The sequence below is a fragment of the Methylobacterium oryzisoli genome (assembly GCF_046557895.1).
Lineage (GTDB): Bacteria > Pseudomonadota > Alphaproteobacteria > Rhizobiales > Beijerinckiaceae > Methylobacterium > Methylobacterium oryzisoli.
Map to the genome: position 1 here is coordinate 4,037 of NZ_JBKIBX010000022.1, position 26,886 is coordinate 30,922.

The 26,886-nt window shown below is 71.6% G+C and carries 24 protein-coding genes and 1 tRNA gene; 11 read left to right on the forward strand and 14 right to left on the reverse strand.

The features are described from left to right. Nucleotides 1–27 precede the first annotated feature (27 nt). Both ACKUB9_RS20055 and ACKUB9_RS20060 read right to left on the reverse strand, forming a co-directional pair. The gene (locus ACKUB9_RS20055; RefSeq protein ID WP_407523897.1) at nucleotides 28–636 is read right to left on the reverse strand and encodes an NAD(P)-dependent oxidoreductase; all 609 of its coding nucleotides are present in this window, start codon (nucleotides 634–636) and stop codon (nucleotides 28–30) included. A 31-nt stretch (nucleotides 637–667) separates the two neighbouring features. After that, nucleotides 668–1,333: a protein-disulfide isomerase gene (locus ACKUB9_RS20060; RefSeq protein WP_407523899.1), complete on the reverse strand. Its 666-nt coding sequence runs from the start codon at nucleotides 1,331–1,333 to the stop codon at nucleotides 668–670. A gap of 92 nt (nucleotides 1,334–1,425) precedes the next feature. Between ACKUB9_RS20060 and ACKUB9_RS20065 the strand changes: the two genes are divergently transcribed. Further along, nucleotides 1,426–2,334 carry a LysR family transcriptional regulator gene (locus tag ACKUB9_RS20065; protein ID WP_407523901.1) on the forward strand — a complete coding sequence of 303 codons (909 nt, stop codon included), beginning with the start codon at nucleotides 1,426–1,428 and terminating at the stop codon, nucleotides 2,332–2,334. Nucleotides 2,335–2,361: 27 nt separating this feature from the next. Here ACKUB9_RS20065 and ACKUB9_RS20070 read toward each other — a convergent pair whose 3' ends face one another. Next, entirely contained in the window at nucleotides 2,362–2,760 is a 399-nt protein-coding gene (locus ACKUB9_RS20070) for a RidA family protein (protein WP_407523903.1), read from the reverse strand. Between the two features lie 142 nt (nucleotides 2,761–2,902). Here ACKUB9_RS20070 and ACKUB9_RS20075 point away from each other — a divergent pair, with 142 nt between their 5' ends. Then, a complete protein-coding gene (locus ACKUB9_RS20075) occupies nucleotides 2,903–3,499 on the forward strand; it encodes a TetR/AcrR family transcriptional regulator (protein ID WP_407523905.1) in 597 nt (198 codons plus the stop codon). A gap of 151 nt (nucleotides 3,500–3,650) precedes the next feature. Here ACKUB9_RS20075 and ACKUB9_RS20080 read toward each other — a convergent pair. The 4 genes from ACKUB9_RS20080 to ACKUB9_RS20095 all read right to left on the reverse strand — a co-directional run bounded on the left by ACKUB9_RS20080 (nucleotide 3,651) and on the right by ACKUB9_RS20095 (nucleotide 7,254). Then, a tRNA-Leu gene (locus ACKUB9_RS20080) sits at nucleotides 3,651–3,735 on the reverse strand. 94 nt (nucleotides 3,736–3,829) lie between these two features. Next, nucleotides 3,830–5,239 (reverse strand): 3-isopropylmalate dehydratase large subunit, encoded by a 1,410-nt coding sequence (leuC, locus tag ACKUB9_RS20085; protein ID WP_407523907.1) that lies wholly within the window; start codon nucleotides 5,237–5,239, stop codon nucleotides 3,830–3,832. 118 nt (nucleotides 5,240–5,357) lie between these two features. Continuing rightward, the gene (locus ACKUB9_RS20090) at nucleotides 5,358–5,939 is read right to left on the reverse strand and encodes a DUF4267 domain-containing protein (protein WP_407523909.1); all 582 of its coding nucleotides are present in this window, start codon (nucleotides 5,937–5,939) and stop codon (nucleotides 5,358–5,360) included. A 142-nt stretch (nucleotides 5,940–6,081) separates the two neighbouring features. Beyond that, nucleotides 6,082–7,254 carry a zinc-dependent alcohol dehydrogenase gene (locus ACKUB9_RS20095; protein ID WP_407523911.1) on the reverse strand — a complete coding sequence of 391 codons (1,173 nt, stop codon included), beginning with the start codon at nucleotides 7,252–7,254 and terminating at the stop codon, nucleotides 6,082–6,084. Between the two features lie 266 nt (nucleotides 7,255–7,520). On the opposite strand from ACKUB9_RS20095, the gene ACKUB9_RS20100 reads away from it, so the two are divergent. Continuing rightward, nucleotides 7,521–9,503, forward strand: coding sequence for an AI-2E family transporter (locus ACKUB9_RS20100; protein ID WP_407523913.1), 1,983 nt, complete (start codon nucleotides 7,521–7,523; stop codon nucleotides 9,501–9,503). Nucleotides 9,504–9,531: 28 nt separating this feature from the next. Here ACKUB9_RS20100 and ACKUB9_RS20105 read toward each other — a convergent pair whose 3' ends face one another. Further along, nucleotides 9,532–10,458 carry an exopolyphosphatase gene (locus ACKUB9_RS20105; protein ID WP_407523915.1) on the reverse strand — a complete coding sequence of 309 codons (927 nt, stop codon included), beginning with the start codon at nucleotides 10,456–10,458 and terminating at the stop codon, nucleotides 9,532–9,534. A gap of 269 nt (nucleotides 10,459–10,727) precedes the next feature. Between ACKUB9_RS20105 and ACKUB9_RS20110 the strand changes: the two genes are divergently transcribed. The 3 genes from ACKUB9_RS20110 to ACKUB9_RS20120 are packed head-to-tail and all read left to right on the forward strand — an operon-like array spanning nucleotide 10,728 to nucleotide 13,339. Further along, nucleotides 10,728–11,873, forward strand: a complete 1,146-nt coding sequence (locus ACKUB9_RS20110; protein WP_407523917.1) for a methionine ABC transporter ATP-binding protein — start codon at nucleotides 10,728–10,730, stop codon at nucleotides 11,871–11,873. Next, a complete protein-coding gene (locus ACKUB9_RS20115; protein WP_407523919.1) occupies nucleotides 11,863–12,528 on the forward strand; it encodes a methionine ABC transporter permease in 666 nt (221 codons plus the stop codon). The genes ACKUB9_RS20110 and ACKUB9_RS20115 overlap by 11 nt, the downstream gene beginning before the upstream one ends. A 34-nt stretch (nucleotides 12,529–12,562) precedes the next feature. Next, nucleotides 12,563–13,339 (forward strand): MetQ/NlpA family ABC transporter substrate-binding protein, encoded by a 777-nt coding sequence (locus ACKUB9_RS20120; RefSeq protein ID WP_407523922.1) that lies wholly within the window; start codon nucleotides 12,563–12,565, stop codon nucleotides 13,337–13,339. Between the two features lie 230 nt (nucleotides 13,340–13,569). Here the strand turns inward: ACKUB9_RS20120 and ACKUB9_RS20125 are convergent, their stop codons facing one another. The 4 genes from ACKUB9_RS20125 to ACKUB9_RS20140 all read right to left on the reverse strand — a co-directional run bounded on the left by ACKUB9_RS20125 (nucleotide 13,570) and on the right by ACKUB9_RS20140 (nucleotide 19,556). After that, nucleotides 13,570–15,372, reverse strand: coding sequence for a putative bifunctional diguanylate cyclase/phosphodiesterase (locus tag ACKUB9_RS20125; protein WP_407523924.1), 1,803 nt, complete (start codon nucleotides 15,370–15,372; stop codon nucleotides 13,570–13,572). 833 nt (nucleotides 15,373–16,205) lie between these two features. Further along, on the reverse strand, nucleotides 16,206–17,759 hold the full coding sequence (locus tag ACKUB9_RS20130; protein ID WP_407523926.1) for a L,D-transpeptidase family protein: 1,554 nt from the start codon (nucleotides 17,757–17,759) through the stop codon (nucleotides 16,206–16,208). Between the two features lie 127 nt (nucleotides 17,760–17,886). Then, nucleotides 17,887–18,606, reverse strand: a complete 720-nt coding sequence (locus tag ACKUB9_RS20135; RefSeq protein WP_407523928.1) for a DUF1796 family putative cysteine peptidase — start codon at nucleotides 18,604–18,606, stop codon at nucleotides 17,887–17,889. Continuing rightward, complete coding sequence (locus tag ACKUB9_RS20140; RefSeq protein ID WP_407523930.1) at nucleotides 18,603–19,556, reverse strand: acetyl-CoA carboxylase carboxyltransferase subunit alpha; 954 nt, start codon at nucleotides 19,554–19,556, stop codon at nucleotides 18,603–18,605. The genes ACKUB9_RS20135 and ACKUB9_RS20140 overlap by 4 nt, the downstream gene beginning before the upstream one ends. A gap of 664 nt (nucleotides 19,557–20,220) precedes the next feature. Between ACKUB9_RS20140 and ACKUB9_RS20145 the strand changes: the two genes are divergently transcribed. From ACKUB9_RS20145 to ACKUB9_RS20155, 3 genes are all read left to right on the forward strand, one after another. Further along, nucleotides 20,221–21,345 (forward strand): patatin-like phospholipase family protein, encoded by a 1,125-nt coding sequence (locus tag ACKUB9_RS20145; RefSeq protein ID WP_407523932.1) that lies wholly within the window; start codon nucleotides 20,221–20,223, stop codon nucleotides 21,343–21,345. A 152-nt stretch (nucleotides 21,346–21,497) separates the two neighbouring features. Continuing rightward, nucleotides 21,498–22,241 carry an acetoacetate decarboxylase gene (locus ACKUB9_RS20150; RefSeq protein ID WP_407523934.1) on the forward strand — a complete coding sequence of 248 codons (744 nt, stop codon included), beginning with the start codon at nucleotides 21,498–21,500 and terminating at the stop codon, nucleotides 22,239–22,241. 31 nt (nucleotides 22,242–22,272) lie between these two features. After that, a complete protein-coding gene (locus ACKUB9_RS20155) occupies nucleotides 22,273–23,058 on the forward strand; it encodes a 3-hydroxybutyrate dehydrogenase (protein ID WP_407523936.1) in 786 nt (261 codons plus the stop codon). A 9-nt stretch (nucleotides 23,059–23,067) separates the two neighbouring features. Here ACKUB9_RS20155 and ACKUB9_RS20160 read toward each other — a convergent pair whose 3' ends face one another. Together ACKUB9_RS20160 and ACKUB9_RS20165 are read right to left on the reverse strand one after the other, a co-directional pair. Beyond that, nucleotides 23,068–23,679 carry a pyroglutamyl-peptidase I gene (locus ACKUB9_RS20160; RefSeq protein ID WP_407523938.1) on the reverse strand — a complete coding sequence of 204 codons (612 nt, stop codon included), beginning with the start codon at nucleotides 23,677–23,679 and terminating at the stop codon, nucleotides 23,068–23,070. A gap of 8 nt (nucleotides 23,680–23,687) precedes the next feature. Then, nucleotides 23,688–24,929 (reverse strand): amidase, encoded by a 1,242-nt coding sequence (locus tag ACKUB9_RS20165; protein WP_407523940.1) that lies wholly within the window; start codon nucleotides 24,927–24,929, stop codon nucleotides 23,688–23,690. Nucleotides 24,930–25,091: 162 nt separating this feature from the next. On the opposite strand from ACKUB9_RS20165, the gene ACKUB9_RS20170 reads away from it, so the two are divergent. Beyond that, complete coding sequence (locus tag ACKUB9_RS20170) at nucleotides 25,092–25,502, forward strand: hypothetical protein (RefSeq protein WP_407523942.1); 411 nt, start codon at nucleotides 25,092–25,094, stop codon at nucleotides 25,500–25,502. Between the two features lie 147 nt (nucleotides 25,503–25,649). Further along, the gene (locus tag ACKUB9_RS20175; protein WP_407523944.1) at nucleotides 25,650–26,822 is read left to right on the forward strand and encodes a mandelate racemase/muconate lactonizing enzyme family protein; all 1,173 of its coding nucleotides are present in this window, start codon (nucleotides 25,650–25,652) and stop codon (nucleotides 26,820–26,822) included. Nucleotides 26,823–26,886 lie beyond the last annotated feature (64 nt).

The following is a 26,886-nucleotide window of genomic DNA, read 5'->3' on the forward strand; positions in this document are numbered from 1 at the left end:
GGGACCCGGCCCGGGTCCCGCGCCGCCTCAGTAGCCCACCGTGAAGCGCTGCCGCACATGGCGCGGCTGCTCGACCTCGTCGGCGAGGGCGACCGCGTAATCCTCGAACGAGATGCTGCTGCCCGTCCCGTGGGTGAGGAGCTGGTCCGTGCCGAGCCGGAACCGGCCGGTGCGCTCGCCCTGGGTGAACAGCGCCGAAGGGGACAGGAAGGTCCAGTCCAGATTGTCGTTGCGGCGCAGCCTGTCGAGGAAGGCGACGCCCCCCAGCGCCTCGTCGCGGTACTGCCGCGGAAAATCGGGGGTGTCGACTAGCATCCGGCCCGGCGCCACGTCGAGGCTCCCGGCCCCGCCGACGACGAGGTAGCGGCGCACACCGGCCTCCTCGACGGCCGCGATGAGCCTGTCGGGATCGCTGGCCGAGAACTGCACCGCACTGATCACGACGTCGTGGCCCCGCAGGGTCTCCACGAGCGTGGCCTGATCCGCGATGTCGAGGGCGACCGCGGTGACGCCCGGCGCGGCGGGGATACGCGACGGGTCGCGGGCGATGGCGGTGAGCCGATGGCCGCGCCGAGAGAGTTCGGCCAGGATGCGCGAGCCGGCCTGACCCGACGCGCCGATGAGTGCGATCTTCACGGAAAAATCCTTTCGCTGGATGGAGCCTCGGTCAGGCCGGGCGGGCCAGCCGCGCGATCACGGCGAGCGTCGCGTCGCGGCCCGCGTAGAGCGTCTGCCCGTCGATGACGTGCGTGGTGGCGCCCACGCGGACGAGGAGTTGCGGCACGCCGCGGCCCGGCAGTCCTTGGAGCGCCGCCTGCGCGGCCCTGACCCGGGCCGCCACGCGCTCGGCCAGCCCGGCATCGCTCCGGAGCCGGTCGGCCAGACCGTCCGGGTCGAGCCTCAAGCCGGCCTCCCCCGCCACCGCGACGGCGACCCGGACCACCTCCTCGACCCGCGAGGTATCCCGGCCGTCGACGTAGCGGGCGATCTGCGCCGCGTGCAGGACGCGCGGTTCGAGCGCGGCATCCGCCTCGCCCAGGGCGGCGAGGGCCAGGGTCAGCGGTCCGGAGGTGAAAACGCCGTCGGGCGCCAGCAGCACGTCGCGGTGATAGGCCTCGCTGAAGGGCTGGCCGGTCAGCGCGGCGATGCGCTGGTCGTTCCGCCACGCGTGGTCGGCGATCGCGCCGACCGGTCGCGGCTGCACGAACAGGCCCACCGGCAGCATGCGCAGGCGGTCGCCATACCGCTCCGCCAGCCCGGCGAGCGCGGGCGCGCTGGCGTAGCACCACCCGCAGAGCGGGTCGAAGAGGTAGCGGCACTCGAGATCGTGCATCGACCGGTCCTTTCACCGGCCGGTTTAATGTTGCGCACAGCAGCGATATAGTAGTTTTCAGCCGACACACTGTTGCATGAAGCGAGCGCATCATGGACCGCCTGACCGCCGCCCAGGTCTTCGTGGAGACCGTCGAGCGCGGCAGCGCGACGAGCGCCGCCGCGGCGCTCGGCATGTCGCGGGCGATGGCGTCGCGCTATCTCGGCGCGCTGGAGGGCTGGACCGGGACGCGCCTGCTCCACCGCACCACCCGGCGGCTGAGCCTCACCTCGGCGGGCGAGCGCGTGCTCGACCTCTCGCGCGAGATGGTGCGCCTCGCCGCCAGCCTGACCGCCGTCGCGGAGGAGGGCGACAGCCCGCAGGGATGGCTCCGGGTCGCGGCCCCGACGATCCTGAGCGAGGAGCGGCTCACCCCGCTGCTGGCGGGCTTCCTGCGGGCGCATCCGCGCCTGTCGACCGACCTGCGCGCCTCGGACCAGCCGGTGGATCTGGTCGAAGACCGGATCGATGTCGCGATCCGCATCGGCCACCGGCTCGATCCCGGCTGCATCGCCCGGAAGCTCGGGGATTGCCGCTCGGTCCTGTGCGCGTCGCCGGGCTACCTGGAGGCGCGCGGCACGCCGCGGCGGCCCTCAGACCTGTCGGCGCAGGCCTGCCTCACCTACACCAATTTCGGCGCGGCCGAGTGGATGCTGCGGTCCGGCGGCGAGAGCGCGACCGTCACGGCGAGCGGCCCCTTCCGCACCAACGAGGCGCTCGCCCTGCGGCGGGCCGCCCTCTCGGGCATCGGCATCGCCATGCTGCCCCGCTTCGCCGTCGCGGCTCATCTGGACACGGGTGCGCTCCGGTTGGTGCTGCCGGGCTGGGAGCCCTCCCCTCTCCCCATCCACGCCCTGTACCTGTCGCGGCTCCACCTGCCGGCGGCCGCGCGCGCCCTCATCGATCACCTCACGGAGCACTTGCCCCGGGAGGAGGCCGCGAACTGCGGCGAGGCCGGGTGAGGCCCGGCCCGTCCGCTCCCGACCCGGTCAGGCCGGCTGGGGGATGCGGGCGATGACCTTGATCTCGAAATCGAAACCCGCGAGCCATGTCACGCCCACGGCGGTCCAGTTGGGATAGGGCGGCGCCCCGATCACCCCGTCGCGCACGGCCATCATCGTCTCGAACTGCGTCGCCGGGTCGGTGTGGAAGGTGGTGACGTCCACCACGTCGTCGAAGGTGCAGCCCGCCTCCCGCAGCACGGCGTTCAGCCGGTCGAAGGCCAGTTGGACCTGCTTGGCGTAATCCGGCTCGGGCGAGCCGTCCTCGCGGCTGCCGACCTGGCCGGAAACGAACAGCAGGTCGCCCGAGCGGATCGCCGCGGAATAGCGGTGTTTCTCGTAGAGGTCCTGCCGGCCGGGCGGGAAGATCGCGTCGCGTTTGGCCATGGTCCGTCTCCTTCTGTCCGCCGGATCGCCCTTCTCGGGCGGCGGGGCGAGGCTCATATACGCCTCGTATGCGAGGAGATCGTCGCATACGAGGCGTATGTCAACCGGCATACGTGGCGTATGTGAGTGAGCGGAGGCGAGGATGGCCGCGGAACGGCGCGCGCGGATGATGGAGGAGACCCGGGCCAAGCTGGTGCGGGCGGCGCGGGCGGCTTTCGCCGAGAAGGGCTACGCGGCGGCGTCGATGGACGACCTCACCGCCATGGCCGGGCTGACGCGGGGCGCGCTCTACCACCATTTCGGCGACAAGACGGGCCTGCTGCGGGCGGTGATCGCGCAGCTCGACGCCGAGATGGTGGCCACGGCGCGGGCCGCCCGGGACCGGGCGGAGACCCCCTGGCTCGGCTTCCTGGAGGAAGGGGTTGCCTACATCGAGCTGGCGCTGGAGCCGGAGATCCAGCGGATCGTGCTGCTCGACGGGCCGGCGGTGCTCGGCGACCCCTCGCAGTGGCCGGGCCAAACTGCCTGCCTGCGCACGACGACGGAGACGCTCCAGGCCCTCATCGACGCCGGGACGGTGGGCCCGGTGGATGCCGAGGCCGCCGCGCGGCTGATCAACGGGGCGGCCCTCAACGCCGCCCTGTGGGTCGCCGCCTCCGACGACCCCCGCGCGGTCCTCGCCAAGGCGATCGAGGCCTTCCGGTGCCTCGCGTCCGGCTTGCTCGCCGACAGGGGCTGACGAGAATCCGGACGCAGCACATTCGATCTTAGAAGACGGAGCACCGCCCGCCTCGCGCTCGCTGCACCGGGCAACAAAAAATCCCGCACCGATGCCCGGATGCGGGATCCCTCACGGACGATCGGGGAGCCTCAACGCCTTCGCGAAGCGTTGGTGCCCAGGAGAGGACTCGAACCTCCACGGCTTGCACCACTGGTACCTGAAACCAGCGCGTCTACCAATTCCGCCACCTGGGCCCGAGGCGCCCGAGAGCGCCGCGGTGGGGATCGTTTAGTGGGCGGCGCCGTCAGCGTCAACGGCCAAACGGCGCCGCCGTGGCGGGAATCGCGCTCAGGTGCGGGGCCACTCGCGGATGTCGACGAAGTGGCCGGCCACGGCGGCGGCGGCGGCCATCGCCGGGGAGACGAGGTGCGTGCGGCCCTTGTGGCCCTGGCGGCCCTCGAAGTTGCGGTTCGAGGTCGAGGCGCAGCGCTCGTGCGGCTTGAGGCGGTCGGCGTTCATGCCGAGGCACATCGAGCAGCCCGGCTCGCGCCAGTCGAAGCCGGCCTCGGTGAGGATCCGGGCGAGGCCCTCCTCCTCCGCCTGCTGCTTCACCAAGCCGGAGCCCGGCACCACCATCGCGCTCACGCTCGGGTGGACCTTCCGGCCCTCGACCATCCGGGCGACGATGCGCAGGTCCTCGATGCGCCCGTTGGTGCAGGAGCCGATGAACACCTTGTCGAGGCCGATCTCGGTGATCGGGGTGCCGGGCGCGAGGCCCATATAGGCCAGCGCCTGCTCCTTCGAGCGGCGGATGTTCTCGTCGGCGATCGCCGCCGGGTCGGGCACCCGGCCCTGGACCGAGACCACGTCCTCGGGGCTGGTGCCCCAGGTCACGATCGGCGGCAGGTTCGCGGCGTCGAGGCGCACCTCGCGGTCGAACCGCGCGCCCTCGTCGCTGACGAGGCTCTCCCAGTAGGCGCGGGCGCGGTCGAAGGCCTCGCCCTTGGGGGCCTTGGGCCGGTCCTTCACGTACGCGAAGGTGGTCGCGTCGGGCGCCACGATGCCGGCCCGGGCACCGCCCTCGATCGACATGTTGCAGATCGTCATCCGGCCCTCCATCGAGAGGCCCCGGATCGCCTCGCCGGCATATTCCAGCACGTGGCCGGTGCCGCCCGCGGTGCCGATCTCGCCGATGATGGCCAGGATGATGTCCTTGGCGGTGACGCCGGGCGGCAGGCTGCCGTCCACCGTCACGCGCATGTTCTTCGCCTTCTTCTGGATCAGCGTCTGGGTGGCGAGCACGTGCTCCACCTCCGAGGTGCCGATGCCGTGGGCGAGCGCCCCGAAGGCGCCGTGGGTCGAGGTGTGGGAATCGCCGCACACGATCGTCTGGCCGGGCAGGGTGAAGCCCTGCTCGGGGCCGATGATGTGGACGATGCCCTGCCGCCGGTCGAGCGCGTCGTAGTACTCGATGCCGAACTCGCGCACGTTGCGCGCCAGCGTCTCGATCTGCGTGCGGCTCTCGGGATCCTCGATGCCGAGGCTGCGGTCCGTGGTCTGGACGTTGTGGTCGACCACCGCGAGCGTCTTCTCGGGATGGCGCACCTTGCGCCCGGCGAGCCGAAGCCCCTCGAAAGCCTGGGGAGAGGTCACCTCGTGCACGAGGTGGCGGTCGATGTAGAGGAGGCAGGTGCCGTCCGGCTGACGATCGACGACGTGGTCGTCCCAGATCTTGTCGTAGAGGGTGCGGGGTGCCATGGCGGGTGGGCCTTGTGGGGGTACATCGGTCGACGGCCGGACGATGCGGCCATCCCGGATGTAATACGCCTCTCCCGCGCGAGGAAGGGCGCGCCGTGCCGCAAGCCCCGCGCGCGCCTCAGGGCGGGGGGCTGCCCACGAAGGGCTTCGAGCCGGCGAAGCGCGCCTGATCGAACGGGCGCATCAGTTCGGGCGTGCGGAAATCCTTCGGCACCGCGAAGTCGCGGGCCACGCCTCGCATGGCGCTCGGCGGGCGCGGGAAGCCGCTGCGGTCGCTGAAGTCGCGAAACGCCCCCCGGTGGGTGTCGCGCTGCTCGGACAGGGCCTTGGCGCAGACGATATCGGCCGCCGTCACGCCCGCCACCGCCGCCACCGCCAGCATGACGTGCGGCTTGCGGGCGTTCTCGGAGTCGAACCCGGTGGCGAGCGTCGCGAGGTCGAGGGCGTCGCCCCCGACCCGCGTCCAGATCCAGGGCGCGGGATCGTGCGAGGCGAGGATCGCCGCGCCGGTGGCGATCTCGCGCACCCCGTAGGCCTGCACCAGCCCCTCGAAGCCCGGCATGCCGAGCGTGCGGGTCACCCGGCGCGGGGCGAGGAGTTCGACGAGCCCGAGGCCGATCGAGAACAGGCCGAGCCCCTTGGCCAGGGTCTCGGCCGAGCGGCGGGACAGGAGGGTCTGGTCGGGACGCGTGGCGGGCATGGGATGTCCTCACGGCAGGATGCGATGGGCGGACGCGCCCCTCGGCGGACTTGCGTCGGCAGGCCAACGCTTCGTCCGCTCAGATTCTTGTTTGGCCGCAGGTCCTTACCGCAAAACCGGCGGCCGCTTGTGCGAAGCCTGCTCAGGGCTTCAGCACGACCTTGATGCAGTTGTCCTTCTTGTCCCGGAAGGTCTTGTACATCTCCGGGCCCTGCTCCAGGCCGACCGTGTGGGTGATGACGAAGGAGGGATCGATCTGGCCCTCCTCGATCCGCCGCAGCAGGTCCTCGCTCCAGCGGTTCACATGGGTCTGGCCCATCCGGAAGGTGAGGCCCTTGTTCATCGCCGCCCCGAACGGGATCTTGTCGAGCAGGCCGCCGTAGACGCCCGGGATCGAGAGCACGCCGGCCGGACGGCAGACGTAGATCATCTCGCGCAACACGTGCGGCCGGTCGGTCTCCAGCATCACCGCCTGCTTGGCGCGGTCGTACATCGAGTCGAGGGTGGCGGTGGCGTGCGCCTCCAGCCCAACCGCGTCGATGCATTTTTCCGGCCCCTTGCCGTTCGTCAGGTCGTTCAGGCGCTCGACGACGCTCTCCTCGCGGAAGTCGATGGTGATGGCACCCCCCGCCCGCGCCATGCTGAGGCGCTCCGGCACGCAGTCGATGGCCACGACCTGACGCGCGCCGAGCAGGACGGCCGAGCGGATCGCCATCTGGCCCACCGGCCCGCAGCCCCAGATCGCCACCGTGTCGGTCGGCTCGATGTCGCATTGCACGGCGGCCTGCCAGCCGGTCGGGAAGATGTCGCTGAGAAACAGCAGCTGCTCGTCGGTGAGCGAGCGCGGCACCTTGATGTGGGTCTTGTCCGCGAAGGGCACGCGCAGGTACTCGGCCTGCCCGCCCGGATAGCCGCCGGTGAGGTGGGTGTAGCCGAACAGTCCGGCGGTGGTGTGCCCGAAGGCCTTGTCGGCGATGGCCTTGTTGCGGTTGGTGCGCTCACAGACCGAGAAGTTGCCGCGCCGGCACTGGTCGCACTCGCCGCAGATGATCGTGAACGGGATCACGACCCGGTCGCCGACCTTGAGGGAGCCCTTGGCGCCGCGCCCCACCTCGACCACCTCGCCCATGCTCTCGTGGCCCAGGATGTCGCCCGCCTTCATGCCGGGCATGAAGTGGTCGTAGAGGTGCAGGTCCGAGCCGCAGATGGCGCAGGTGGTGACGCGGATGATCGCGTCGCGGTCATCCTCGATCTGCGGATCGGGCACCGTCTCGCAGCGAATGTCCGTCGTCCCGTGCCACACCAAGGCCCTCATGGCGCTCTCCCGCTGCGAGTCCGGCCGCACGACCGGCCTCCCTCCGTGGCGGGACAACGCGCCTGGGGCGGCCGGAGCCATGCGGTGAATACCTGGGGGGAGTTCTCTGCCCCGCGCGCAGCACAGGGCTGTGAGGGGGGAGGCGGCCCCCCGGCCGGCCTCGCCTGCGCGAGGGGCGCGGCACGGTGCGACCATCCGGGGCTTGGGGCGTTAGCGGGCTTCCGTCGGCCCGCCCCGCGGCCGCACGGCGTCGTCCGGAGTTCCGCATGCCCAACCCCGTCGAGCCCGCCGCCCTCCGGCCCGCCCGGGTGCCCCCGCCGGCCACGCCGGGCACGTCCGGCCTGGCCACGCTCGCCATCGCGGTGGTGACGATCGCGGCCCTCTATCTCGGACGCGAGGTCTTCATCCCGCTGGTGCTCGCGGTGCTGCTGAGCTTCGTCCTGGCGCCGGTCGTCAACGGACTGCGGCGCCTGCGCCTGGGGCGCGCGCCGTCCGTCATCGCGGCGGTGCTCCTCGCGCTCGGCGTCATCGTGGCCATCGGCACCACCCTCGGCCTGCAGGTGGCCGACCTCGCCAAGGACCTGCCGCAGTACCAAGCCACCGTGCAGCGGAAGGTCTCGAACCTGCAGGAGGGAGTGCTCGGCCGCGCCAACGCCCTCATCAGCAAGGTCCACCACCAGATCAGCGAGGCCTCCGACAAGGCGACCGCCGCCGGCGCGGACGCGGTGCAGGCCGGCGCCGACGCCCCGAAGCCGCTCCTCGTCAAGGTGCAGGAGCCGGACCCCTCGCCCCTCGCCCTGGCCGAGCGGATCCTCGGCCCCGTCGTGGAGCCGCTGACCACGGTCGGCATCGTGCTCGTGGTCGTGGTGTTCATCCTGATGCAGCGCGAGGATCTGCGCGACCGCCTGATCCGGCTGTTCGGCTCGAGCGACCTGCACCGCACCACCATGGCGATGGACGACGCGGCGGGACGGCTCGGCACCTTCTTCCTCGCCCAGCTCGGCATCAACGCGGCCTTCGGCCTGCTGATCGGCGTCGGCCTCTGGTTCATCGGCGTGCCGAGCCCGATCCTGTGGGGGGTGTTCTCGGCGCTGATGCGCTTCGTGCCCTATATCGGCGCCTTCATCGCCGCGCTCTTCCCGCTGGCGCTCACCGCCGCGGTCGATCCCGGCTGGTCGATGGTGCTCTGGACGGGGCTGCTGTTCCTGATCGCCGAGCCCCTGACCGGGCACGTGGTCGAGCCGATGCTCTACGGCCACTCGACGGGGCTCTCGCCCTTCGCGGTGATCGTCTCGACCCTCTTCTGGGGCTTCCTGTGGGGGCCGATCGGCCTGATCCTGGCGACCCCGTTCACCGTCTGCCTCGTGGTGCTCGGCCGGCACGTGGAGCGGCTCGAATTCCTCGACGTCCTGCTCGGCGACCGCCCGCCGCTGACGCCGGTGGAGAACTTTTACCAGCGCATGCTGGCCGGCGATCCCGACGAGGCGCAGGAGCAGGCCGAGCTGATGCTCAAGGAGCGCTCGCTCTCCTCCTACTACGACGAGGTCGCGCTCAAGGCGCTGCAGCTCGCCGCCAACGACTACCAGCGCGGCGTCCTCGGCGAGAAGCAACTGGAGACGATCAAGGGCCTGACCCAGTCGCTGGTGCGCGAATTCACCAAGCGCCCGGACGAGGAGCCGGCCGGGACCCCGCCCAAGACCCACGCGGAGGTGCCGACGCTGGCCGAACAGCAGCACCCCAAGAACGAGGCCGTGCCCGGTCAGGCGCCCGCGCCCGACCGGCGTCCCCCGGTCTGGCGGGGCGAGGCGGCGGTGATGTGCATCGCGGGCCGGGGGCCTCTGGACGAGGCCGCCGCGTCGATGCTGGCCCAGCTGCTCGGCAAGCACGGCATCGGCGCGCGCGTGGTGCCACACGAGGCGGTCGGCCGCGAGGCGATCTGGACGCTCGACGTCACCGGCGTGGCGATGGTCTGCATCTCCTACCTCGACATCAGCGGCAACCCGGCCCACCTGCGCTACCTGCTGCAGCGCCTGCGCGAGAAGCTGCCGGGCAAGCCGCTCCTCGTCGGCCTGTGGCCGGCCGAGGACGCCATCCTGTCGGATCAGGCGCTGCGGCGGCAGATGGGGGCGGATTTTTACGTCACCTCGCTGCGGGGTGGCGTGGAGGCCTGCCTGGAGGCGCTGGAGCAGGCCATCGCGGCCGAACCGGCGGGCGCGGTGCGGGCGCCGAGCGCGCCCGCACCGGTGTGATCCCGCTCTGCCCGGGAACAGGCGGCGCTCAGGCCGCGGCCTGCGAGGGCGGGCCGGACAGGTTCGCGATCAGCGTGGCCTTCACGCCCTCGGCCTGCTCGTTCGGCACCTGGCAGGTGCCCGCCGCCCGGTGGCCGCCGCCGCCGAAGCCGAGGCAGACCGCGCCGACATCGACGGGCGAGCCGCGGTCGAGGATCGACTTGCCGATGGCGAAGACGGTGTTTTGCTGGCGCAGGCCCCACATCACGTGGGCCGAGACGTCGCATTCCGGAAAAAGGGCGTAGATCATGAAGCGGTTGCCCGCGTAGATCACCTCCTCGTCCCGCAGGTCGATCAGCGCCAGCTTGCCGTGGACGCTGGTGCAGCGGCGCACCTGCTCGACGAAGCGCTCGTGGTGGGCGGTGTAGAGGTCGACGCGCTCGCGCACGTCCGGCAGCGCCAGCACCTCTTCGACCGGTTGATCGCGGCAGCGCTCGATCAGCTGCATCATCAGGTCGTAGTTGGAGATGCGGAAGTCGCGGAAGCGCCCGAGCCCGGTGCGCGAATCCATGATGAAGTTCAGGAGCACCCAGCCCTGCGGGTCGAGGATTTCGTCCCGCGTGAACTGGGCCGAATCCGCCTTGTCCACGGCCGCCATCAGGTCGGCGCCGACGCGCGGGAAGGCGGCCGGCCCGCCGTAATAATCGTAGACCACGCGCGCGGCCGAGGGCGCGGCCGGGTTGATCACGTGGTTGGCGTGGCGCTGCCCGCCCGCGCGCACCACTTCGCTGGCGTGGTGGTCGAAGGCGAGGTGGCAGCCCGCGACGTAGGGCAGGTTCGTGATGATGTCGCGCGCCGTGATCGGCACGATGCCGTCCTGCATGTCCTTGGGATGGACGAACTTAATGTCGTCGATGAGATCGAGTTCGCGCAGCAGCACCCCGCAGACGAGGCCATCGAAATCGCTGCGCGTCACGAGACGAAATTTCGTAGAAGACATTGCCGTGCCATTCACTCGCGTCCGGCTGCGCAGGCTAGTGAGAAAGTACTAAAGCGCCCTTACGGGCGCCCGCGCCGGAACCGCCTTCCCCGGCAGGCGGCGAGGGCAGAACGGTCTTCTCCGGCGCCTCGTTCTGCAAAAAGAACGTTTCGGTTGACATGCCGGTCCAATCCGGTTTTGTGTCCGCTCTATCAGACAGCCAGGACACCGATGCCCTTCCCTTTCCTTCTCCCTGAGGTCCGGCCATGACGGCGCCGGTCCGCGTTCCCGTACCGGCCGATCTCGGCGACCGCCTCGGCGCGCAGGACGCGCTCGTGCGGCTCGAAGGTGTCGCCAAGACCTATCCGGCCCGCCGTGGCGCTGCTGCGGTGACGGCGCTCGATGGCATCGACCTCGCGGTGCGCCGTGGCTCGGTGGTGGGGGTGATCGGGCGCTCGGGGGCCGGCAAGTCAACCCTGATCCGGCTGGTCAACGGGCTGGAGCGGCCGACCAGCGGGCGGGTGATCGTGGACGGGGCCGAGATCTCCGCCCTCTCGGAGCGGGCGCTGCGTCGCGAGCGGCGCGGCATCGGCATGATCTTCCAGCACTTCAACCTGCTGTCGGCCCGCACCGCGGCCGGCAACGTGGCGCTGCCGCTCGAACTCGCCGGCTACGACAAGGCCGCGATCCGCGCCCGGGTCGGCGAACTCCTCGACCTCGTGGGCCTCTCCGACCGGCGCGACCGCTACCCGGCGGAACTGTCGGGCGGGCAGAAGCAGCGCGTCGGCATCGCCCGGGCGCTCGCCACCAACCCGAAGGTGCTGCTCTCCGACGAGGCGACCTCCGCCCTCGACCCCGAGACCACGCACCAGATCCTCGACCTCCTCGGGCGGATCAACCGCGACCTCGGCCTCACCATCCTGCTCATCACCCACGAGATGTCGGTGATCCGGGCCATCGCCCACGAGGTGGCGGTGCTCGACCAGGGCCGCATCGCCGAGAGCGGCGACGTGTTCGAGGTCTTCACCCGCCCGCAGGCGGCGATCACCCGCACCTTCCTCGACCGCGAGACCGGCCGGATGCTGCCGCCCCTGCTGGCCTCCCGCCTGCGGCCGGCGGGCGCGGGCGGCGCGCTCGTGCTGCGCATCACCTTCCGGGGGCCGCACGCCACCGACCCGGTGCTGGCCCAGCTCGCCCAGGAGGCCGGCATCACGGCCTGCATCCTGTCGGGCACCGTGGACGAGATCGCCGGGCGCCCCTTCGGCACCCTGGTGGTGAGCATTCCGCCCGACGAGGCCGCCCGCACGACCGCCTTCCTGCACGCCCGCGGCCTGGGCGCCGAGGTGCTGGGCGCCCTCCCCGCCGACTGGCCGGCCGGCACCGCGCAGAACGGAGCCAACCATGTCGCCTGAACTCCTGCGTCTCCTCGTTGCCGCCACCGGCGACACGCTGCGCATGGTGGCGGTGGCGGCCAGCCTCGGCACGCTGTTCGGCCTGCCGCTCGGGGTCTTCCTCGCCACCAGCGGCCGGGGCGAGCTGTTCGCCGCGCCCTGGATCAACCGGGTGCTCGGCACGCTGGTCAACGCCACCCGCTCGACGCCCTTCATCATCCTCGTGGTGGCGATCATCCCGTTCACGCGGCTGATCGCCGGCACCTCGATCGGCACCGGCGCCGCGACGGTGCCGCTGACCGTGGCGGCCACGCCCTTCATCGCCCGCCTCGTCGAGGGCGCGATCCGCGAGGTCGACGGCGGCCTCGTGGAGGCGGCCCGGGCCTTCGGGGCGAGCCCGCTGCAGATCGTCCTCAAGGTGCTGATCCCCGAGGCGCTGCCCGGCATCGTGCTGGGGCTGACGCTCGCGGTGGTCTCGCTGATCGGTTTTTCGGCGATGGTCGGCGCGGTCGGCGGCGGGGGCCTGGGCGACCTCGGCATCCGCTACGGCTACCAGCGCTTCATGCCCGAGATGATGGCCGCGGTCGTGGCCGTGCTCATCGTCCTCGTCCAGGCCGTGCAGACGATCGGCGACCGCTTGGCGCGCCGCCTCAACAAGCGCCTGCGCCACGCCTGATCCCCCTTCCTCTTCCCGACGGAGACTCACACCCATGTTGCGTGCCCTCACCCTCGCCGTTGCGTTAGGCCTCGGCGCGCTCCCGGTTCAGGCCGCCGAGCGCGTTCGCGTCGCGGCCACGCCCGGCCCCCACGCGCAGATCCTGGAGGCGGTCAAGCCCATCGCGGCCAAGCACGGCATCGACCTGCAGGTGCTCGAATTCTCGGACTACGTGGTGCCGAACGAGGCGCTCTCGGCCGGCGAGATCGAGGCGAACTCCTTCCAGAACCAACCCTACCTCGACAACCAGAAGACCGACCGCCGCTACAAGATCGAGTCCGTGGCGCAGACCGTGAACTTCCCGCTCGGCCTCTACTCGAAGCGCCACAAGTCCTGGGACGCGGTGCCCGACGGGGCTACGATCGCGATCCAGAACGACCCCACCAACGGCGGCCGCTCGCTGCTGCTGCTGCAGGACAAGGGTGTCATCACCCTCAAGGAGGGCGTCGGCTTCAAGCCCAGCGTCGCCGACATCGTGAAGAACCCCAAGAAGCTGCGCTTCGTGGAGGTCGATGCCGCCCAGACCCCGCGCTCCCTCGACGACGTGGACGCCGCGGCGGTGAACACCAACTACGCCCGCCCGGCCGGCCTCAAGCCCTCCGACGCGATCCTGCGCGAGGACCCCAAGGGCCCGTACGTGAACGTGCTGGCGGTGCGCAGCGCCGACAAGGACAAGCCCTGGGTCAAGGCGCTGGTCGAGTCCTACCGCTCGCCCGAGGTGAAGGCCTTCGTGGAAAAAACCTTCGAAGGGTCGGTGCTGCCGAGCTGGTGAGAGCATCCGCTCCGCGCTCGTATCCCTGATCGAGCGCATGACCCGGCGGGATCCGGCGCCGTGCGGCACCCTCGGTGTCGAGCGCCGGCGTGGCGGAGGCCTCGCGAGAGGCGTGGCCGACGCCTCCGCCCTGATCTCGATCGAAGCATGACTCGCCGAAGCGGTCGCCGGTTCTGCGGCGGACATGATGCAGCATCAAGAGCCTGAGCAGAATTGCCGTGCAATTCTGCTCAGGCCGCCACCAGATCGGCGATGCCCGCGCCGGGGATCGGCCGGCTGAACAAGTAGCCCTGGACCTGCTTCAATCCTTCCGCAAGGGCGAGCTGCAACTGCTGCTCGGTCTCGACGCCCTCCACCAGCGTCGTGATCCCTAAGCTCGTGCCCAGGCCCGCCACCGCGCGGATGATGGCGAGGGCGTCGGCGCTCGCCTCGGCATCCCGCATGAACGACCGGTCGATCTTGATCTTGTCGAAGGGGAAGCGGCGCAGGTAGCTCAAGCTGGAATACCCCGTGCCGAAATCATCGAGCGCGAAGCGCACGCCGGCGTCCCGCAGCCGATGGAGGTTCTGCATGGTCGTCTCGCTCTCCTCCAAGAGCGAACTCTCCGTGATCTCGATCTCGAGCCGGCGGGCCGGGAAGTCCGTCTCGGCCAGGATCGCCAGGACCGTGTCGGCGAAGGATTTTTGCCGGACCTGCACGACGGAGGCATTGACCGCGATGCTCAGGTGGTCCGGCCACGCGGCCGCGTCCCGGCAGGCCCGGCGGAGCACCCAGGCGCCGAGGGGCACGATCAGCCCGACCTCCTCGGCGAGCGGAATGAACGTGGCCGGCGGGATGAATCCCCGCTCCGGGTGCTCCCAGCGGGCCAGGGCCTCGACGCCGATGATCCGGCCCGTCCGGCTCTCCACCAGCGGCTGGTAATGCACCGCGATCTGCTCCGCCGCCAGGGCCGCGCTCAGCTCGCGTTCGAGGGCGAGGCGTTGCCGCGCCGTCTCCGACATGGCCGGCTCGAACGCGCAGACCGTGCCGCGTTCCAGCGCCTTGGCCTGGCGCAGGGCGAGGTCGGCATCCTGGAGCAGGCGCTCGACGTCGGCGGCCCCAGCATCGTCTCCATCCCGGTGCGTGGCCACGCCGATGCTGACGCCGACCTCGACCCGTCCGACCGACAGGTCGAACGGCGCGGCGATCTCGGCCACGAGCCGGTGCGCGAAGGCGAGGGCGGCCGCCGTGTCGGGGACGCGCTGGATCAGCGCGAACTCGTCGCCCCCCAGCCGGCCGACGATGTCCTCGCGCCGGGCGCAGGCGCGCAGGCGCCCTGCGACGGCCTGGAGCAGTTCGTCGCCGATGGCGTGGCCGTAGGTGTCGTTGACGAACTTGAACCGGTCGAGGTCGAGGTAGTGGCAGGCCAGGACGGGCAGGCCCTTGGCGTCGGGGGTGGCGAGGGCGCGTCCGGCCTCGCGCAGGGTGCGGGCGTTGGCGAGTTCGGTCAGGCCGTCGTAGCGGGCGAGATGCTGGATCTGCGCTTGGCTGCGCCGCTGCTCGGTGATGTCCTCGAAGGTGGAAACCCAGCCCCCACCCGCGATGGAGCGGTAGAGGATCGAGATCATCCGGCCGTTGGCGAGTTCGCGGAAGACCGGGCGAGCGTCCTGCCGCGCGAGTGCGCCACGCACGCTCTGCCTGATCGTTTCGAGCGTGACGGACGGGAGATAGCGGCCGCGGGCGACGAGGAAGCCGCAGATCTCCTCCTGGGTCTTGCCGAACAGCGGGTAGTCGCCCGGGATGTCGAAGATCTCGCGGTATCGGTGGTTGCAGACGACGAGGCGGGCGTGCCGGTCGAACATGCACAGGCCCTGGTTCATGTGCTGCAGCGCGACCTCGAAGCGCGCGAACTGCTCGGGCCAGTCGCCGTCGGCGATCTGCGGCACGCTCCTCGCGTCCGAGCCGCGGGGAACGGAGGGTGAGGCGGTCCCGGCGGCGCTCCGCTCATGCGCATCCCCGAGATTGCCTGCCGGGTAGGTGACGAGGCCGTCCATTCCATGCTCCTTCGGCGCGGGTGTCCGCGCGGAACGAGCCGACCGGAACATGTATCGCCTTAATATCTGGTATGGAAAATCCACGCAGGATGGCGCGTTACTTCTTGTGGTTGTTCATATCTACTATGCATTCCTGAGTTGGGTTCGAAGAACCGGCGCCGATCTCTTTCCACCGGCACTTGCACTGCTGCCGGCGGTTGATCGGGATCGCCGTCCGCGACGTGGGCCGAGCGACCGCGGCCGGCACGCGGGGCTGGTCGGGGCGAGCGGGTGCGCCTGAGGCCGTACCGGCAGCCCGGCCCTTCGATCCAAATCCGACGGAGTTCCGAAAGGTTCGAAGCTGCCCCGCGCCAGGGACACGCCGCGCGGACGATCGGTAGCCGTTGCGTGATCGCGTGAGGCTGCCAGCAATCTTGGGAGATGAGGCTTCCGAACGTCTGGTCTTGGAGCGAAAATGGAGGGCGATGTTCGATGAGCAGTCGATCGAAGATCTCCCGAAGCGACCCTCCTCGGCATGCTTCAACAGGGTGCCGAAGACCTGCACGCCATCCGCGCCATCGATCGGGCGACGATGCGCCGGTTCGACCTCGCGTGCCTCATGGCGGTCGAGCCCATGCCTCCGGAGACGATCCGTCGGATCCGCGAAAAGGCCCCCATGTGCCAAGCGATCGTCGCGTGGGCGCTCAACGTCACGACGTCGGTCGTGAGCAAGGGGGAGCGAGGCGACGCCGAGCCGGGCGTCACTCAAGCTGCCGGCACTCGCCGCTCACAAGGGTATCGACGCCATCCGGTGAGCCGGCTGCCGCAACGATGCGGATGCGGCGCTTTCCCGCTCAGGGACTCGGCGCCACTCCCGCGACGCGGTGGCCGCCCGGCGCGGCCGCGCGCTTGGCCGGGACCTCGGCCGGCTTGGACTCCGGGTGCTTGACCTCCGACGGCTTGCCCGCCGACGCCCTGGCGGCCGGGGCTTCGGACTTCCTCGCCTCCGGCTTGCCGGGCTCGGCCGGCTTCGCCGCGGCGGTGGCCGGCGGGTGCAGGCGGGCCGTCACCTTCTTGGGGGCGGGGGCCGCCTCAGGCTCCGGCGCGGCGGGCGGCAGGGCGGCAGGCGCGGTGGGTGCAGGCGTGCCCCCGAACAGGGTGCCGAGCAGCTTGCGGTAGGCCGCGGGATCGTCCTCCGCGCTCGCCACCACGACGGGGGCGGGCTTCGGGGCGGAATCGAGCGCCTGGGCGGCCTCGCGGGTCGGGACGGCGGCGGGTGCCGCGAAGGCGAGCGCCGCCGGCTGCTGCGCGCCCCTGCGGGCGTCGCTCGCCCCGCCGGGCTTCGACTCGCCGGGCTTGCCGTCCGCGGGCTTGGCGTCCGCGGCCTTGGCCGCGGCGATCAGGACCGGCTTGCCCTTGGCGTCGATCGTGATCTCCTCGGGCCCCGCCGCGATCGCGTCCGGGCGGCTGATGATGCCCATCTCCGGCCGGCGGATCTGCTGCTCGGCGAACAGGGTCGTGCTCGGCGAGTCGCCGCGGAAGAACGGGTGCTGGCCGCCGTCCTGGTAGACCATCCGCACCGCCGGCGTGCCCTTGGCGACGAGGTCGGCCACCTCCTGCTCGTCCTTGTCGCGCTTGGCCACCACCACGGGATCGACCCGCGGCGCGCAGGCGCCCGCCGCCACGTCCTGGCCGCCGAAGACGTAGCGCGTGCCGCAGACGCCGACCCGCGGCTCCTCGTTCAGGGCCTCGAAGTGGTCCGAGCCCTCCTTGAGGTTCTTCCAGAACGGCATGTTCGGGTCGTGCCGGTACTTGGCGATGTTCTGCGCCGTCATCCGGAACGGATAGGACTGGAACTGGAACGCCCGCTGCCCGCCCGCGAAGGCGTCGCGCGCGATGGCGTAGATCTCGGCGATCGCCTCGTCGGTCATCGCGAAGCAGCCCGCCGACGAGCAGGTGCCGTGCACCATCAGGTAGTTGCCGGTGCGGCCGTTCGCGCGGTCGAAGGCGTTGGGATAGCCGGTGTCGAAGGACAGGTAATAGGAGGAGTTCGGGTTCATCTGCCCCGGGGTGATGGTGTAGAACCCCTCGGGCGCCTGCCGGTCGCCCTCCTTGCGCTTCGGCCCGAGCTGGCCCGACCAGCGGCAGATCGGGAAGGTCTTGAGCAGCGCGTAGCGGCCGTCGCTCCCGCGCTTCCAGACCTCCATCTCCGATTCCTTCTTGAAGGCCCGGATCAGGATCGGGTCGCTCGCCGACATGCCCTTCTGGGACATCAGCGCCAGGGTTTTCTGCGGGATCGGCTGCAGGTGCCGGGTCGAGCCGCTCCCGGAGAACCCGCCGTCCTGGCAGGCCGCCAGGGAGAGCGCGAGGGCAAGACCGCTCACCGCCAGCACCGCACGCATCGCCATGGGGCTCCCCGTCTCCGACACCCGGCCCGGCCCAGCATGCTGCGTCGGGCCGACCCTCTCCACCCCATAGCTTCGTTAAACTTGACCGACCCTTACCGCAAGAATCCGAGCGGCGGCCGGCGTGCGTTCAACTGCACCTGTTCCCATCCGGCCACGTCTCGGACCGGATCAGGCGGAGAAGGAAGGCATCGTCAGCCTCTTCGGCGAAACGAAGGCCGAGTGAGGCGCTGCGGGTGTGAATCACGTGGAAAGCGAGCGCGGCGCAGCCGAGACCGACGCGCTGCGCCGCGGGCGCGGCGGCGCCGGCCTCCACCTGCATCACCATCAGGCGGTTGCGCGACGGGTATCGGGCCAGGCTGTCGCAGATGGCGACCGCATCCTCCGGCGCCACCGGCAGGGTCGCCAGCAGGTAGAGGCGGTTCTCCGCCTCGGGGTTCGCCAGCGCGGTGCGCAGGCGGCGCACGCCGTCCTGCAGGAAGCGGTAATCCTCGTCCGAGACCGCCGGGTCGTGGTGGTTGAACACCACCGGCAGCCCGTAGGCCTCGCCGTAGTCGCGGTGGCGGCAGCGGGTGACGTCGGGGCCGAGGCGCTCCGGCAGCGGCACGCTGCGATAGGCCGAACGGTCGAGCAGGGTCGCGAAGTCGTCCGCGAGGCAGTGCCGGACCATCCGGGCGTTCGAGAAGATCCAGTCGAAGGGCCCCGACCACGTGCGCAGACCCGCCCCCTTGAGCAGGTGGGCCATGTGGCAGTGGCTGCCGAGCGAGACGTGGTTGAGGCGGCCCGGCTCACGCGCGTGCCTGCGGCCGCCGAGGCCTCGCAGGACGCGCGCGGCGAGCCCTCGGCTCACAGCCGGCGGCCGATCTCGAGGAACTTTTGGGCGCGCTGGTCGCGCAGCGCGTCGGGGCCGAGGCCGGACAGGCCGTCGAGGGCGGCCGCGATCGCCTCGTCGGCGGCCTTGAGGGCGGCGGCGGGGTCGCGGTGCGCGCCGCCGGTGGGCTCGGGCACGATGCCGTCGATCACGCCGAGGCGCAGCAGGTCCTGGGCGGTGATCTTCATGGCGGTGGCGGCGTCCTGCGCCCGGCCGGCATCGCGCCACAGGATCGAGGCGGCCCCCTCCGGCGAGATCACGCTGTAGATCGCGTGTTCGAGCATCAGGACCTTGTTGGCGGTGGCGAGCGCGATGGCCCCGCCCGAGCCCCCCTCCCCGATCACCAGGGCGACGTTGGGGGTGCCGAGCCCGAGGCAGGCCTCGGTCGAGCGGGCGATGGCCTCGGCCTGCCCCCGCTCCTCCGCCTCGATGCCCGGATAGGCGCCCGCCGTGTCCACGAAGGTGAGGACGGGCAGGCCGAACCGGTCGGCGAGGTCCATCAGGCGCACGGCCTTGCGGTAGCCTTCGGGCCGGGCCATGCCGAAATTGTGCCGGATGCGCGCCTCGGTGCTGGCGCCCTTCTCCTGCCCCATCACGCAGACCGGCCGGCCGCGGAAGCGCCCGAAGCCGCCCACCACCGCCTCGTCCTCGCCGAAGCTGCGGTCGCCGGCGAGCGGCGTGAACTCGGTGATCAGGGCGGCGCAGTAATCCACGAAGTGGGGCCGCTGCGGGTGGCGGGCGACCTGGGTCTTCTGCCACGGGGTGAGCGTCGCGTAGAGTTCGGCGAGCGCCGCGGCGGCCTTGGTCTCCAGGCGCGAGACGTCGTCGCTGATCGCGAGCGCGCCGTCGCGGTTCCCCAGCGCGCGCAGCTCCTCCAGCTTGGCTTCGAGTTCGGCGACGGGCTTTTCGAAGTCGAGGTAGGAGCGCATCGGATCCCGTGCAGGTCGGTCCGGCGAGGGGCGCGGGGCCGGGCGTGGAGGGCGGCCGGCCCGCGGGGGACCGAGCCGGAGACGGCCGTGGGCAAGCGGCGCGCGAGGGCCACGGCCACGGGCGGCGGAGGCTTGGCGGACCGGCCGGCCCCTGTCAACCCGCGTCGGGCGCGGCGGGCCGGCGGCACGAATCCTTCATGCCCCCCCATGCTTCATCGTCCGGGCGAGCGGGCCGGAAACGCCAGGGCATCACGGCCCCGCACCCGGTGAGCCGCCGGGTGCCCTCGGGCGAAGGCATCGCCCGCTCGCAACCCAGGAGGCGTTGATGATGTGGTTCCTGCCACGCATCAGCGTGTCGGTCGTCTACAAGCGAGTGCGGAGGACCAGCGTGATCCTGATCCTCCGCGTGAAGCTCGGCTAGCGTAGAGCCTGACAGGACCGGGGCGTTCCTGCGCCCCGGTCCACTCGGAAGTGAATCCAGCGGCTCGGCACCCTGTCAAGGATCTCCGTCGCGCGAGGCCTGCCATCCCCAGCTCAGGCGGGAGCATCGGAGATCGCGAGCCCGCTCCGAACCGGCATGAGGCTTGCGCACCGTCACGCCTGCGTCATCTACTCGGGCAAGACCGTGGCCGCAGGGCGCCGCGGCGGCGTGCGGAGGGCAGCGATGGCATCGGCCACGGAAGACCGGGACGAGGGCCACGTGCTCGTGCTGCAGGGCGGCGGGGCGCTCGGCTCCTATCAGGCCGGCGTCGTCGAGGCGATGCAGGAGGGCGGCGTCGAGCCCGACTGGGTGGCCGGGATCTCGATCGGGGCGATCAACGCCGCGCTGATCGCCGGCAATCCGCCCGAGCGGCGCATCGCGCGGCTGCGCAGCTTCTGGGAGCAGGTCACCTCGGGCTTCCAGATCAGCCCGCTCTGGCCAGGCGAGCAGGCGCGCACCCTCTTCAACGAGGTGAGCGCGAATTTCGGGGCCACCTTCGGAGTCGCGGGCTTCTTCGTGCCGCGGGTGCCACCGGCCTACCTCTATCCGCCGGGCGCGCCGGAGGCGTTGAGCTACTACGACACGGCCGCCCTGCGCGAGACGCTGCTCTCCCTGGTCGATTTCGACCGGATCAACCGGCGCGAGACCCGCCTCAGCGTCGGGGCGGTCAACGTGCGCACGGGCAACTTCGTCTATTTCGACAACCACCACGACCGGATCGGGCCGGAGCACATCATGGCGTCGGGCGCGCTGCCGCCCGGCTTCCCGCCCGTCGAGATCGACGGCGAGCATTACTGGGATGGGGGCATCGTCTCGAACACGCCGCTCCAGCACGTCCTCGACGAGGAGCGCCAGCGCGACCTGATGATCTTCCAGGTCGATCTGTTCAGCGCCCGCGGGCCGATGCCGCGCACTATCTCGGAGGCGGCCGAGCGGGAGAAGGACATCCGCTTCTCCAGCCGCACCCGGCTCAACACCGACGATCAGGCCCAGATCCGGATGGCCAAGACCGCCTTCCGGCGCCTGGCCGACAAGCTGCCGCCGGAGCTGCGCCAGGATCCGGACGTGGCCTTCCTGTCGAAGGTGAGCCACGAGAACGCGGTGACGATCCTGCAGCTGATCTATCGGCGCAAGAACTACGAGGGCAACGCCAAGGACTACGAATTCTCGCGACAGACCATGCTGGAGCACTGGCTGGCCGGACGCAACGACGTGCGCCGCTCGATGCGCCACCGCGACTGGCTCTCCCGCTGCCGGCCGGAGACCGGCGTGGCCGTCTTCGACCTGACGCGCGACGCCCGCGATTGAGGGGTGGTCCGCGCGGCGGAGCCGGGGCTCCGCACCGTTGAGCGATGCCGACACCCGCCGTGCGAGGGCGATCGCCCGACGCGATCGGCCGGATGCCGGATGCGATCCGAAGCCGGGGCACCTCCGCCCCCGTGCACAGGAGTGACAGCGCCATGACCCGCGACGAGATCCTGCGCGGCCCTTCCATGCCGGTATTCAGCCCAAGCTACCCGCGCGGCCCCTTCCGCTTCATCCGCCGCGAGTACCTCATCATCACCTACGAGACCGACCCGGAGGCCCTGCGGGCGGCACTGCCCGAGCCCCTCGAACCGGCGCCCGGCAACCTCGCCTACTACGAGTGGATGAAGATGCCGGACTCCTCCGGCTTCGGCGATTACGAGGAGAGCGGCACCGGCGTGGTGGCCACCTACCAGGGCAAGCCCTGCAACTTCTCGGTCCAGATGTACCTCGACGACGAGCCGCCGATCACCGCCGGGCGCGAGATCTGGGGTTTTCCGAAGAAGTACGGCGTGCCCCGCCTCAAGGTGATGAAGGACACGCTCACCGGCACCCTGCACTACGACGAGGAGCGGGTGGCGATGGGCACCATGACCTACAAGCACCACAGCCTCGCCGACCGGCTCGATCAGGTGCGCGACGGGATCGGCCAGCTCAACGTCAACCTCAAGCTCCTGCCCGACGTGGACGGCAACCCGAAGGTGGCCCAGCTCGTCGGCTACCGCCTGAAGGACATCACGGTCCACGGCGCCTGGGAGGGCGAGGCGCGCCTGCACCTGATCCCGCACGCCAATTGCCGCGTCGCCGACCTGCCGGTGCGCCGCGTCGTGCGCGGGCGCCATCAGGTGGTGGATTTCACCCTGCCCTACGGGCACGTGCTCCACGACTACCTCGCGTGAGGCCCCCGCCCGTCCATCACAGGAGATCCGCATGACACTGACCCAGAAGAGCGCCGTCGTCACCGGCTCGACGAGCGGCATCGGTCTCGCCATCGCCCGTGCGCTGGCGCGCGAGGGCGCGAACGTGGTCCTCAACGGCTTCGGCCAGCCGGACGACATCGAGCGCGAGCGCTCGGGCATCGAATCCGAGTTCGGCGTGAAGGCGCTCTATTCCGGCGCCGACATGACCAAGCCCGAGGCGATCGCCGGCATGATCGCCGAGGCCGAAGCGGCGTTCGGCGCCGTGGACGTGCTGGTGAACAACGCCGGCATCCAGTTCGTCTCGGCCATCGAAGACTTTCCGGCCGAGAAGTGGGACCAGATCATCGCCATCAACCTGTCCTCGGCCTTCCACACCATGCGGGCGGCGATCCCGGGCATGAAGAAGCGGGGCTGGGGCCGGATCATCAACACGGCCTCGGCGCACTCGCTCGTCGCCTCGCCGTTCAAGTCCGCCTATGTCTCGGCCAAGCACGGCATCGCGGGCCTGACCAAGACCGCGGCCCTCGAACTCGCCACCCACAAGATCACCGTGAACTGCATCTCGCCGGGCTACGTCTGGACGCCGCTCGTCGAGAAGCAGATCCCCGACACCATGAAGGCGCGGGGCCTGACCAAGGAGCAGGTGATCAGCGACGTGCTGCTCGCCGCGCAGCCGACCAAGGAGTTCGTCACCGTCGATCAGGTGGCGGGGATCGCGGTGTTTCTCTGCTCCGACGCGGCGAGCCAGATCACCGGCGCCAACATCTCGGTCGACGGCGGCTGGACGGCGGAATAGCCGCCGGCCTCACCGCGGGTGCGCTCCGGCGCGCCCGCGGCCCTCGCGCAGCAGCAGGACGGCCACCTCCGCGAAGGCGGCGGCGAGGCCGTCCGCCCAAGCGGGGGCGCCGCTGCGGGGCGGGCGCGGAATGTGCAGGAAGAGCACCGGCACCGGCCCGGCGAGCGCCCGGTAATAGGCGGCGTTGCACAGGTAGCGGCCCGCATCGCGCGAGGGCCGCACCGGGATGCGGCGGGCCAGCAGGGCCAGCGCCTTGGCGGCGCCCGGCCCGGCCGGGCGCCGGTACGGCCCGTCCGGCTCCAGGGTGAGGCGGGCGGCGAGGCGCCCGCCCGCGTCCGGAAACAGCCGGCTCGCCCGGTTGACCGCCCGCATCTCGACCCGCACCCGCCGGCTGCGGCCCGCGACCCCGATCATCAGCACCGCCGCGGGCGCCTCCGCGAGGGCGGGATCGAGGTGGGTGGAGATCGCCGCGTAGGTCGTGGGCAGGATGCGCAGCTTCGGCGGCCCGCCGGCCGCCAGGACGAGGCGGGGCGAGCGGACGAGCCGCCGGGCCACCGCCTCGCTCGGGTTGACCGGCATGCCCGGGAAGGGACCGAAGGCGGTGACGAGGAGGCCGGGCATGAATCCCCTCAGCCCACCGCCCGCTCGATGAGGCGCGCGGCGGCCAGCGCCCGCCCGTCGTCGCCGAAGCGGGCGATCACCTGCACGCCGAGCGGCAGGCCGTGGCCGGCCGTCTCCACCGGCACGGTCACGCAGGGCACGCCCATCAGCGTCCAGAGGCGGTTGAAGCGGGAATCCCCCGTCGAGGCGAGGCCTTCGGGCGCGGTGCCCGGGGCCGAGAGAGTCAGGATCACGTCGACCTCGCCCTCCCCGAAAACCTCCTTGAGGCTGCGCCGCGCCCGGTGCGCGGTGCGGCGGGCGGCGTCGTAGGCGTCCGTCTCGATCGCCTGCGCCTCGTCGAGGGCGGCGCGCAGCAGCGGCGGCAGCGCCTCGCGGTGGTGGGCGTATTCCCAGGCGAGCGACTGGCGCGCCTCGTAATCCTGGATGACGGGATGGCACGCGAAGGCCTCGCCGAAGAGCGGCGCGAGGGAAAGATCGCGCACCGTCGCGCCCGCCCGCTCGGCGGCGCGCGCCGCCCGCTGCAGGGCCGCCAGCGCCTCCGCATCCGCCGCGGCGCAGAAATCCGGCACCACCACGCCGATGCGCGGGGCGGCGGCGTCCGCCGCGAGATCGAGGGCGGGACGATCGGCCATCAGCGCGAGCGCTCGGGCGGCGTCCCCGACCCGGGCCGCGAACAGCCCCAGGGTGTCGAGCGCCCAGGAGTAGCACTTCACGCCCACGGTCGGCAGCAGGCGGAAGGACGGCTTGACCCCGACCACGCCGCAGAAGGCGGCCGGCCGGATCACCGAGCCGCCCGTCTGGGTGCCCAGCGCGAGCGGCAGCATCCCGGCCCCGACCGCCGCCGCCGAGCCCGCCGAGGAGCCGCCCGGGCTGTGGCCGGGATGGCGGGGGTTGCGCGTCGCGGTCGGGTCGAGGAAGGCGAAGGGCGTGGTCGTGGTCTTGGCGAGCGGCACCGCGCCGAGGCGGCGCAGCCGCGCCACCACCGGTGCATCGGCCCGTGGGCGCCAGCCGGCATAGATCGGCGACCCCATCGTGGTCGGCAGGTCGGCGGTGTCGATGATGTCCTTGATGCCGACCGCGATTCCGGCGAGCGGCCCCTCCCCCGCCACGGCGGGCGCCGGATCGAGGCACGCGAAGGCCCCGACGCCGCCGTCGCGCGCCGCGATGGCCTCGCGGGCGAGATCAACCGACCCCTGCGGGGTCAGGGTGCCGGCATCGATCCGGGCGCGCAGGTCGAGGAGCGAGAGCATTCCGGGCATCCGTGTCAGGGCGAGGATCCGCCCGGTTGACCGCGGGCACCACCGCGGAGTCAAGCGGAGCGCGGCCCGCCGCGGCGCGGTGACCCGACGTTAACGGGTCGGGTGCAGCATGCCGACGGCAGGATCTACGGGCGTGGGTGGCAGATGGAGAGGATGCAGGGACGGGGCAGCCGGGGCGACCCGACAGGCGGCGTTCCCCCCGACCGCTTCGGGCGGGTGTCCGGCACCGCACGATCGCCCCAGGACATCCGCGGGCAGGACATCCGCGGGCAGGACGCCCGCGCGGAGGTGTCCTACCGCGCCGTACGCGAGGCGCCGGCCGAGAAGCCGATGTCCTACGTGCCCTGGCCGCTCCGCTTCCTCGTCAGGTTCGGGATCACGGCCGCGGTCCTGGCCGTCGTCGCGCTCGGTCCGGGCTACTTCGACTGCCGCCAGCGCCGGGAGGCGGGCCTGCTGTATTACGGCGTGACCATGGGGGCCTGCACCCGCCAGGCCACCTGGGAGCACGTGGGCAACATCCAGCGCCGGTTCGAGACCATCGCCCGCGCGGTCGGAGCGCACTGAGGCCGGACCGGCCGCCGAGACGGGCCTCACGCGGCGCCCCGCGCCGGGCCGCCTTGCCCGGCCGCGGACCGGGGTTTACTGCGGCGGCGTACGGCCGACCGGAGGGACCCGCCCGCCGGTGCCTCTCCGGCCGGGTTCGGGGTCCGCATGCGCATCACCGCCATCCGGGACGACGTCGTCCCGATCAAGTCCCAGATCGCCAACGCCTTCATCGATTTTTCCGCCATGACGGCGAGCGTCGTCGCGGTGGTGACCGACGTGATGGTCGAGGGCCGGCCGGTGGTCGGCTTCGGGTTCAACTCCAACGGGCGCTACGCCCCGCGCGGCCTGCTCGGCGAGCGCTTCATTCCCCGCCTGCTCGAAGCCGCACCCGACAGCCTGCTGGGCGAGGACGGGCTGATAGACCCGCACCGCGCCTGGGCGGCGATGATGCGCAACGAGAAGCCCGGCGGTCACGGCGAGCGCTCGGTGGCGGTGGGCGTCCTCGACATGGCGCTGTGGGACGCGCTGGCCAAGGCGAGGCGGGTGCCGCTGTGGCGCCTGCTCGCCGACCGCTACAACGGCGGCCGGGCGGACGAGGCCGCCTGGGTCTACGCGGCAGGCGGCTACTATCACCCGGGCAAGGGGCTCGACGCCCTCAAGGACGAGATGCGCTCCTATCTCGACCGGGGCTACACGACCGTGAAGATGAAGGTCGGGCTGGTCCCGCTCGACGAGGACCTCGCCCGGATCGAGGCGGTGCTCGGCCTGCTCGGCGGCGACGGCCGCCGGCTCTGCGTGGACGTCAACGGCCGCTTCACCCTCGAGGAGGCGATCCGCTTCGGCCACGCCGTCGCGCCGCTCGGGCTGCGCTGGTACGAGGAGCCGGTCGATCCGCTCGACTACCTCGCCCATGCGGCGCTCGCCACGACCTATGCGGGACCGCTCGCCACCGGCGAAAACCTCTTCTCGCACCAGGACGCCCGCAACCTGATCCGCCACGGCGGCCTGCGGCCCGATCGGGACGTGCTGCAGTTCGACCCGGCCCTGTCCTACGGCTTGGTGGAGTACCTGCGCACCCTCGACGTGCTGCGCGGCCACGGCTGGTCGCCGCGGCGCTGCGTGCCGCATGGCGGGCACCAGTTCGCGCTCAACATCGCGGTGGGCCTCGGCCTCGGCGGCAACGAGAGCTACCCGGACGTCTTCGCCCCCTTCGGCGGCTTCGCGGACGCGGTGCCGGTGCGCGACAGCCGCGTGGCGATGCCCGACGTGCCGGGCATCGGCTTCGAGGCCAAGGCCGACCTCTACGCGGTGATGCGGCCTCTGACCGAGGCGGCGTGAGCGGCCGGACCCCGCCGCGGCCGGCTCGGCGCGACGGGTAGGAAGCCCGGTCCCGGGGGACACC

What these genes read in the sequence shown, in the direction of transcription:
- ACKUB9_RS20115 (WP_407523919.1), top strand. Translation starts at nt 11,863, where the DNA reads ATGTCGCCTGAACTCCTGCGTCTCCTCGTTGCCGCCACCGGCGACACG.
- ACKUB9_RS20120 (WP_407523922.1), top strand. Translation starts at nt 12,563, where the DNA reads ATGTTGCGTGCCCTCACCCTCGCCGTTGCGTTAGGCCTCGGCGCGCTC.
- ACKUB9_RS20150 (WP_407523934.1), top strand. Translation starts at nt 21,498, where the DNA reads ATGACCCGCGACGAGATCCTGCGCGGCCCTTCCATGCCGGTATTCAGC.
- ACKUB9_RS20090 (WP_407523909.1), bottom strand. Translation starts at nt 5,939, where the DNA reads ATGCCCGCCACGCGTCCCGACCAGACCCTCCTGTCCCGCCGCTCGGCC.
- ACKUB9_RS20075 (WP_407523905.1), top strand. Translation starts at nt 2,903, where the DNA reads ATGGCCGCGGAACGGCGCGCGCGGATGATGGAGGAGACCCGGGCCAAG.
- ACKUB9_RS20060 (WP_407523899.1), bottom strand. Translation starts at nt 1,333, where the DNA reads ATGCACGATCTCGAGTGCCGCTACCTCTTCGACCCGCTCTGCGGGTGG.
- ACKUB9_RS20140 (WP_407523930.1), bottom strand. Translation starts at nt 19,556, where the DNA reads ATGCGCTCCTACCTCGACTTCGAAAAGCCCGTCGCCGAACTCGAAGCC.
- ACKUB9_RS20110 (WP_407523917.1), top strand. Translation starts at nt 10,728, where the DNA reads ATGACGGCGCCGGTCCGCGTTCCCGTACCGGCCGATCTCGGCGACCGC.
- ACKUB9_RS20170 (WP_407523942.1), top strand. Translation starts at nt 25,092, where the DNA reads ATGCAGGGACGGGGCAGCCGGGGCGACCCGACAGGCGGCGTTCCCCCC.
- ACKUB9_RS20160 (WP_407523938.1), bottom strand. Translation starts at nt 23,679, where the DNA reads ATGCCCGGCCTCCTCGTCACCGCCTTCGGTCCCTTCCCGGGCATGCCG.
- ACKUB9_RS20070 (WP_407523903.1), bottom strand. Translation starts at nt 2,760, where the DNA reads ATGGCCAAACGCGACGCGATCTTCCCGCCCGGCCGGCAGGACCTCTAC.
- ACKUB9_RS20125 (WP_407523924.1), bottom strand. Translation starts at nt 15,372, where the DNA reads ATGGACGGCCTCGTCACCTACCCGGCAGGCAATCTCGGGGATGCGCAT.
- ACKUB9_RS20065 (WP_407523901.1), top strand. Translation starts at nt 1,426, where the DNA reads ATGGACCGCCTGACCGCCGCCCAGGTCTTCGTGGAGACCGTCGAGCGC.
- ACKUB9_RS20130 (WP_407523926.1), bottom strand. Translation starts at nt 17,759, where the DNA reads ATGGCGATGCGTGCGGTGCTGGCGGTGAGCGGTCTTGCCCTCGCGCTC.
- ACKUB9_RS20175 (WP_407523944.1), top strand. Translation starts at nt 25,650, where the DNA reads ATGCGCATCACCGCCATCCGGGACGACGTCGTCCCGATCAAGTCCCAG.
- ACKUB9_RS20100 (WP_407523913.1), top strand. Translation starts at nt 7,521, where the DNA reads ATGCCCAACCCCGTCGAGCCCGCCGCCCTCCGGCCCGCCCGGGTGCCC.
- ACKUB9_RS20155 (WP_407523936.1), top strand. Translation starts at nt 22,273, where the DNA reads ATGACACTGACCCAGAAGAGCGCCGTCGTCACCGGCTCGACGAGCGGC.
- leuC (WP_407523907.1), bottom strand. Translation starts at nt 5,239, where the DNA reads ATGGCACCCCGCACCCTCTACGACAAGATCTGGGACGACCACGTCGTC.
- ACKUB9_RS20095 (WP_407523911.1), bottom strand. Translation starts at nt 7,254, where the DNA reads ATGAGGGCCTTGGTGTGGCACGGGACGACGGACATTCGCTGCGAGACG.
- ACKUB9_RS20145 (WP_407523932.1), top strand. Translation starts at nt 20,221, where the DNA reads ATGGCATCGGCCACGGAAGACCGGGACGAGGGCCACGTGCTCGTGCTG.
- ACKUB9_RS20165 (WP_407523940.1), bottom strand. Translation starts at nt 24,929, where the DNA reads ATGCTCTCGCTCCTCGACCTGCGCGCCCGGATCGATGCCGGCACCCTG.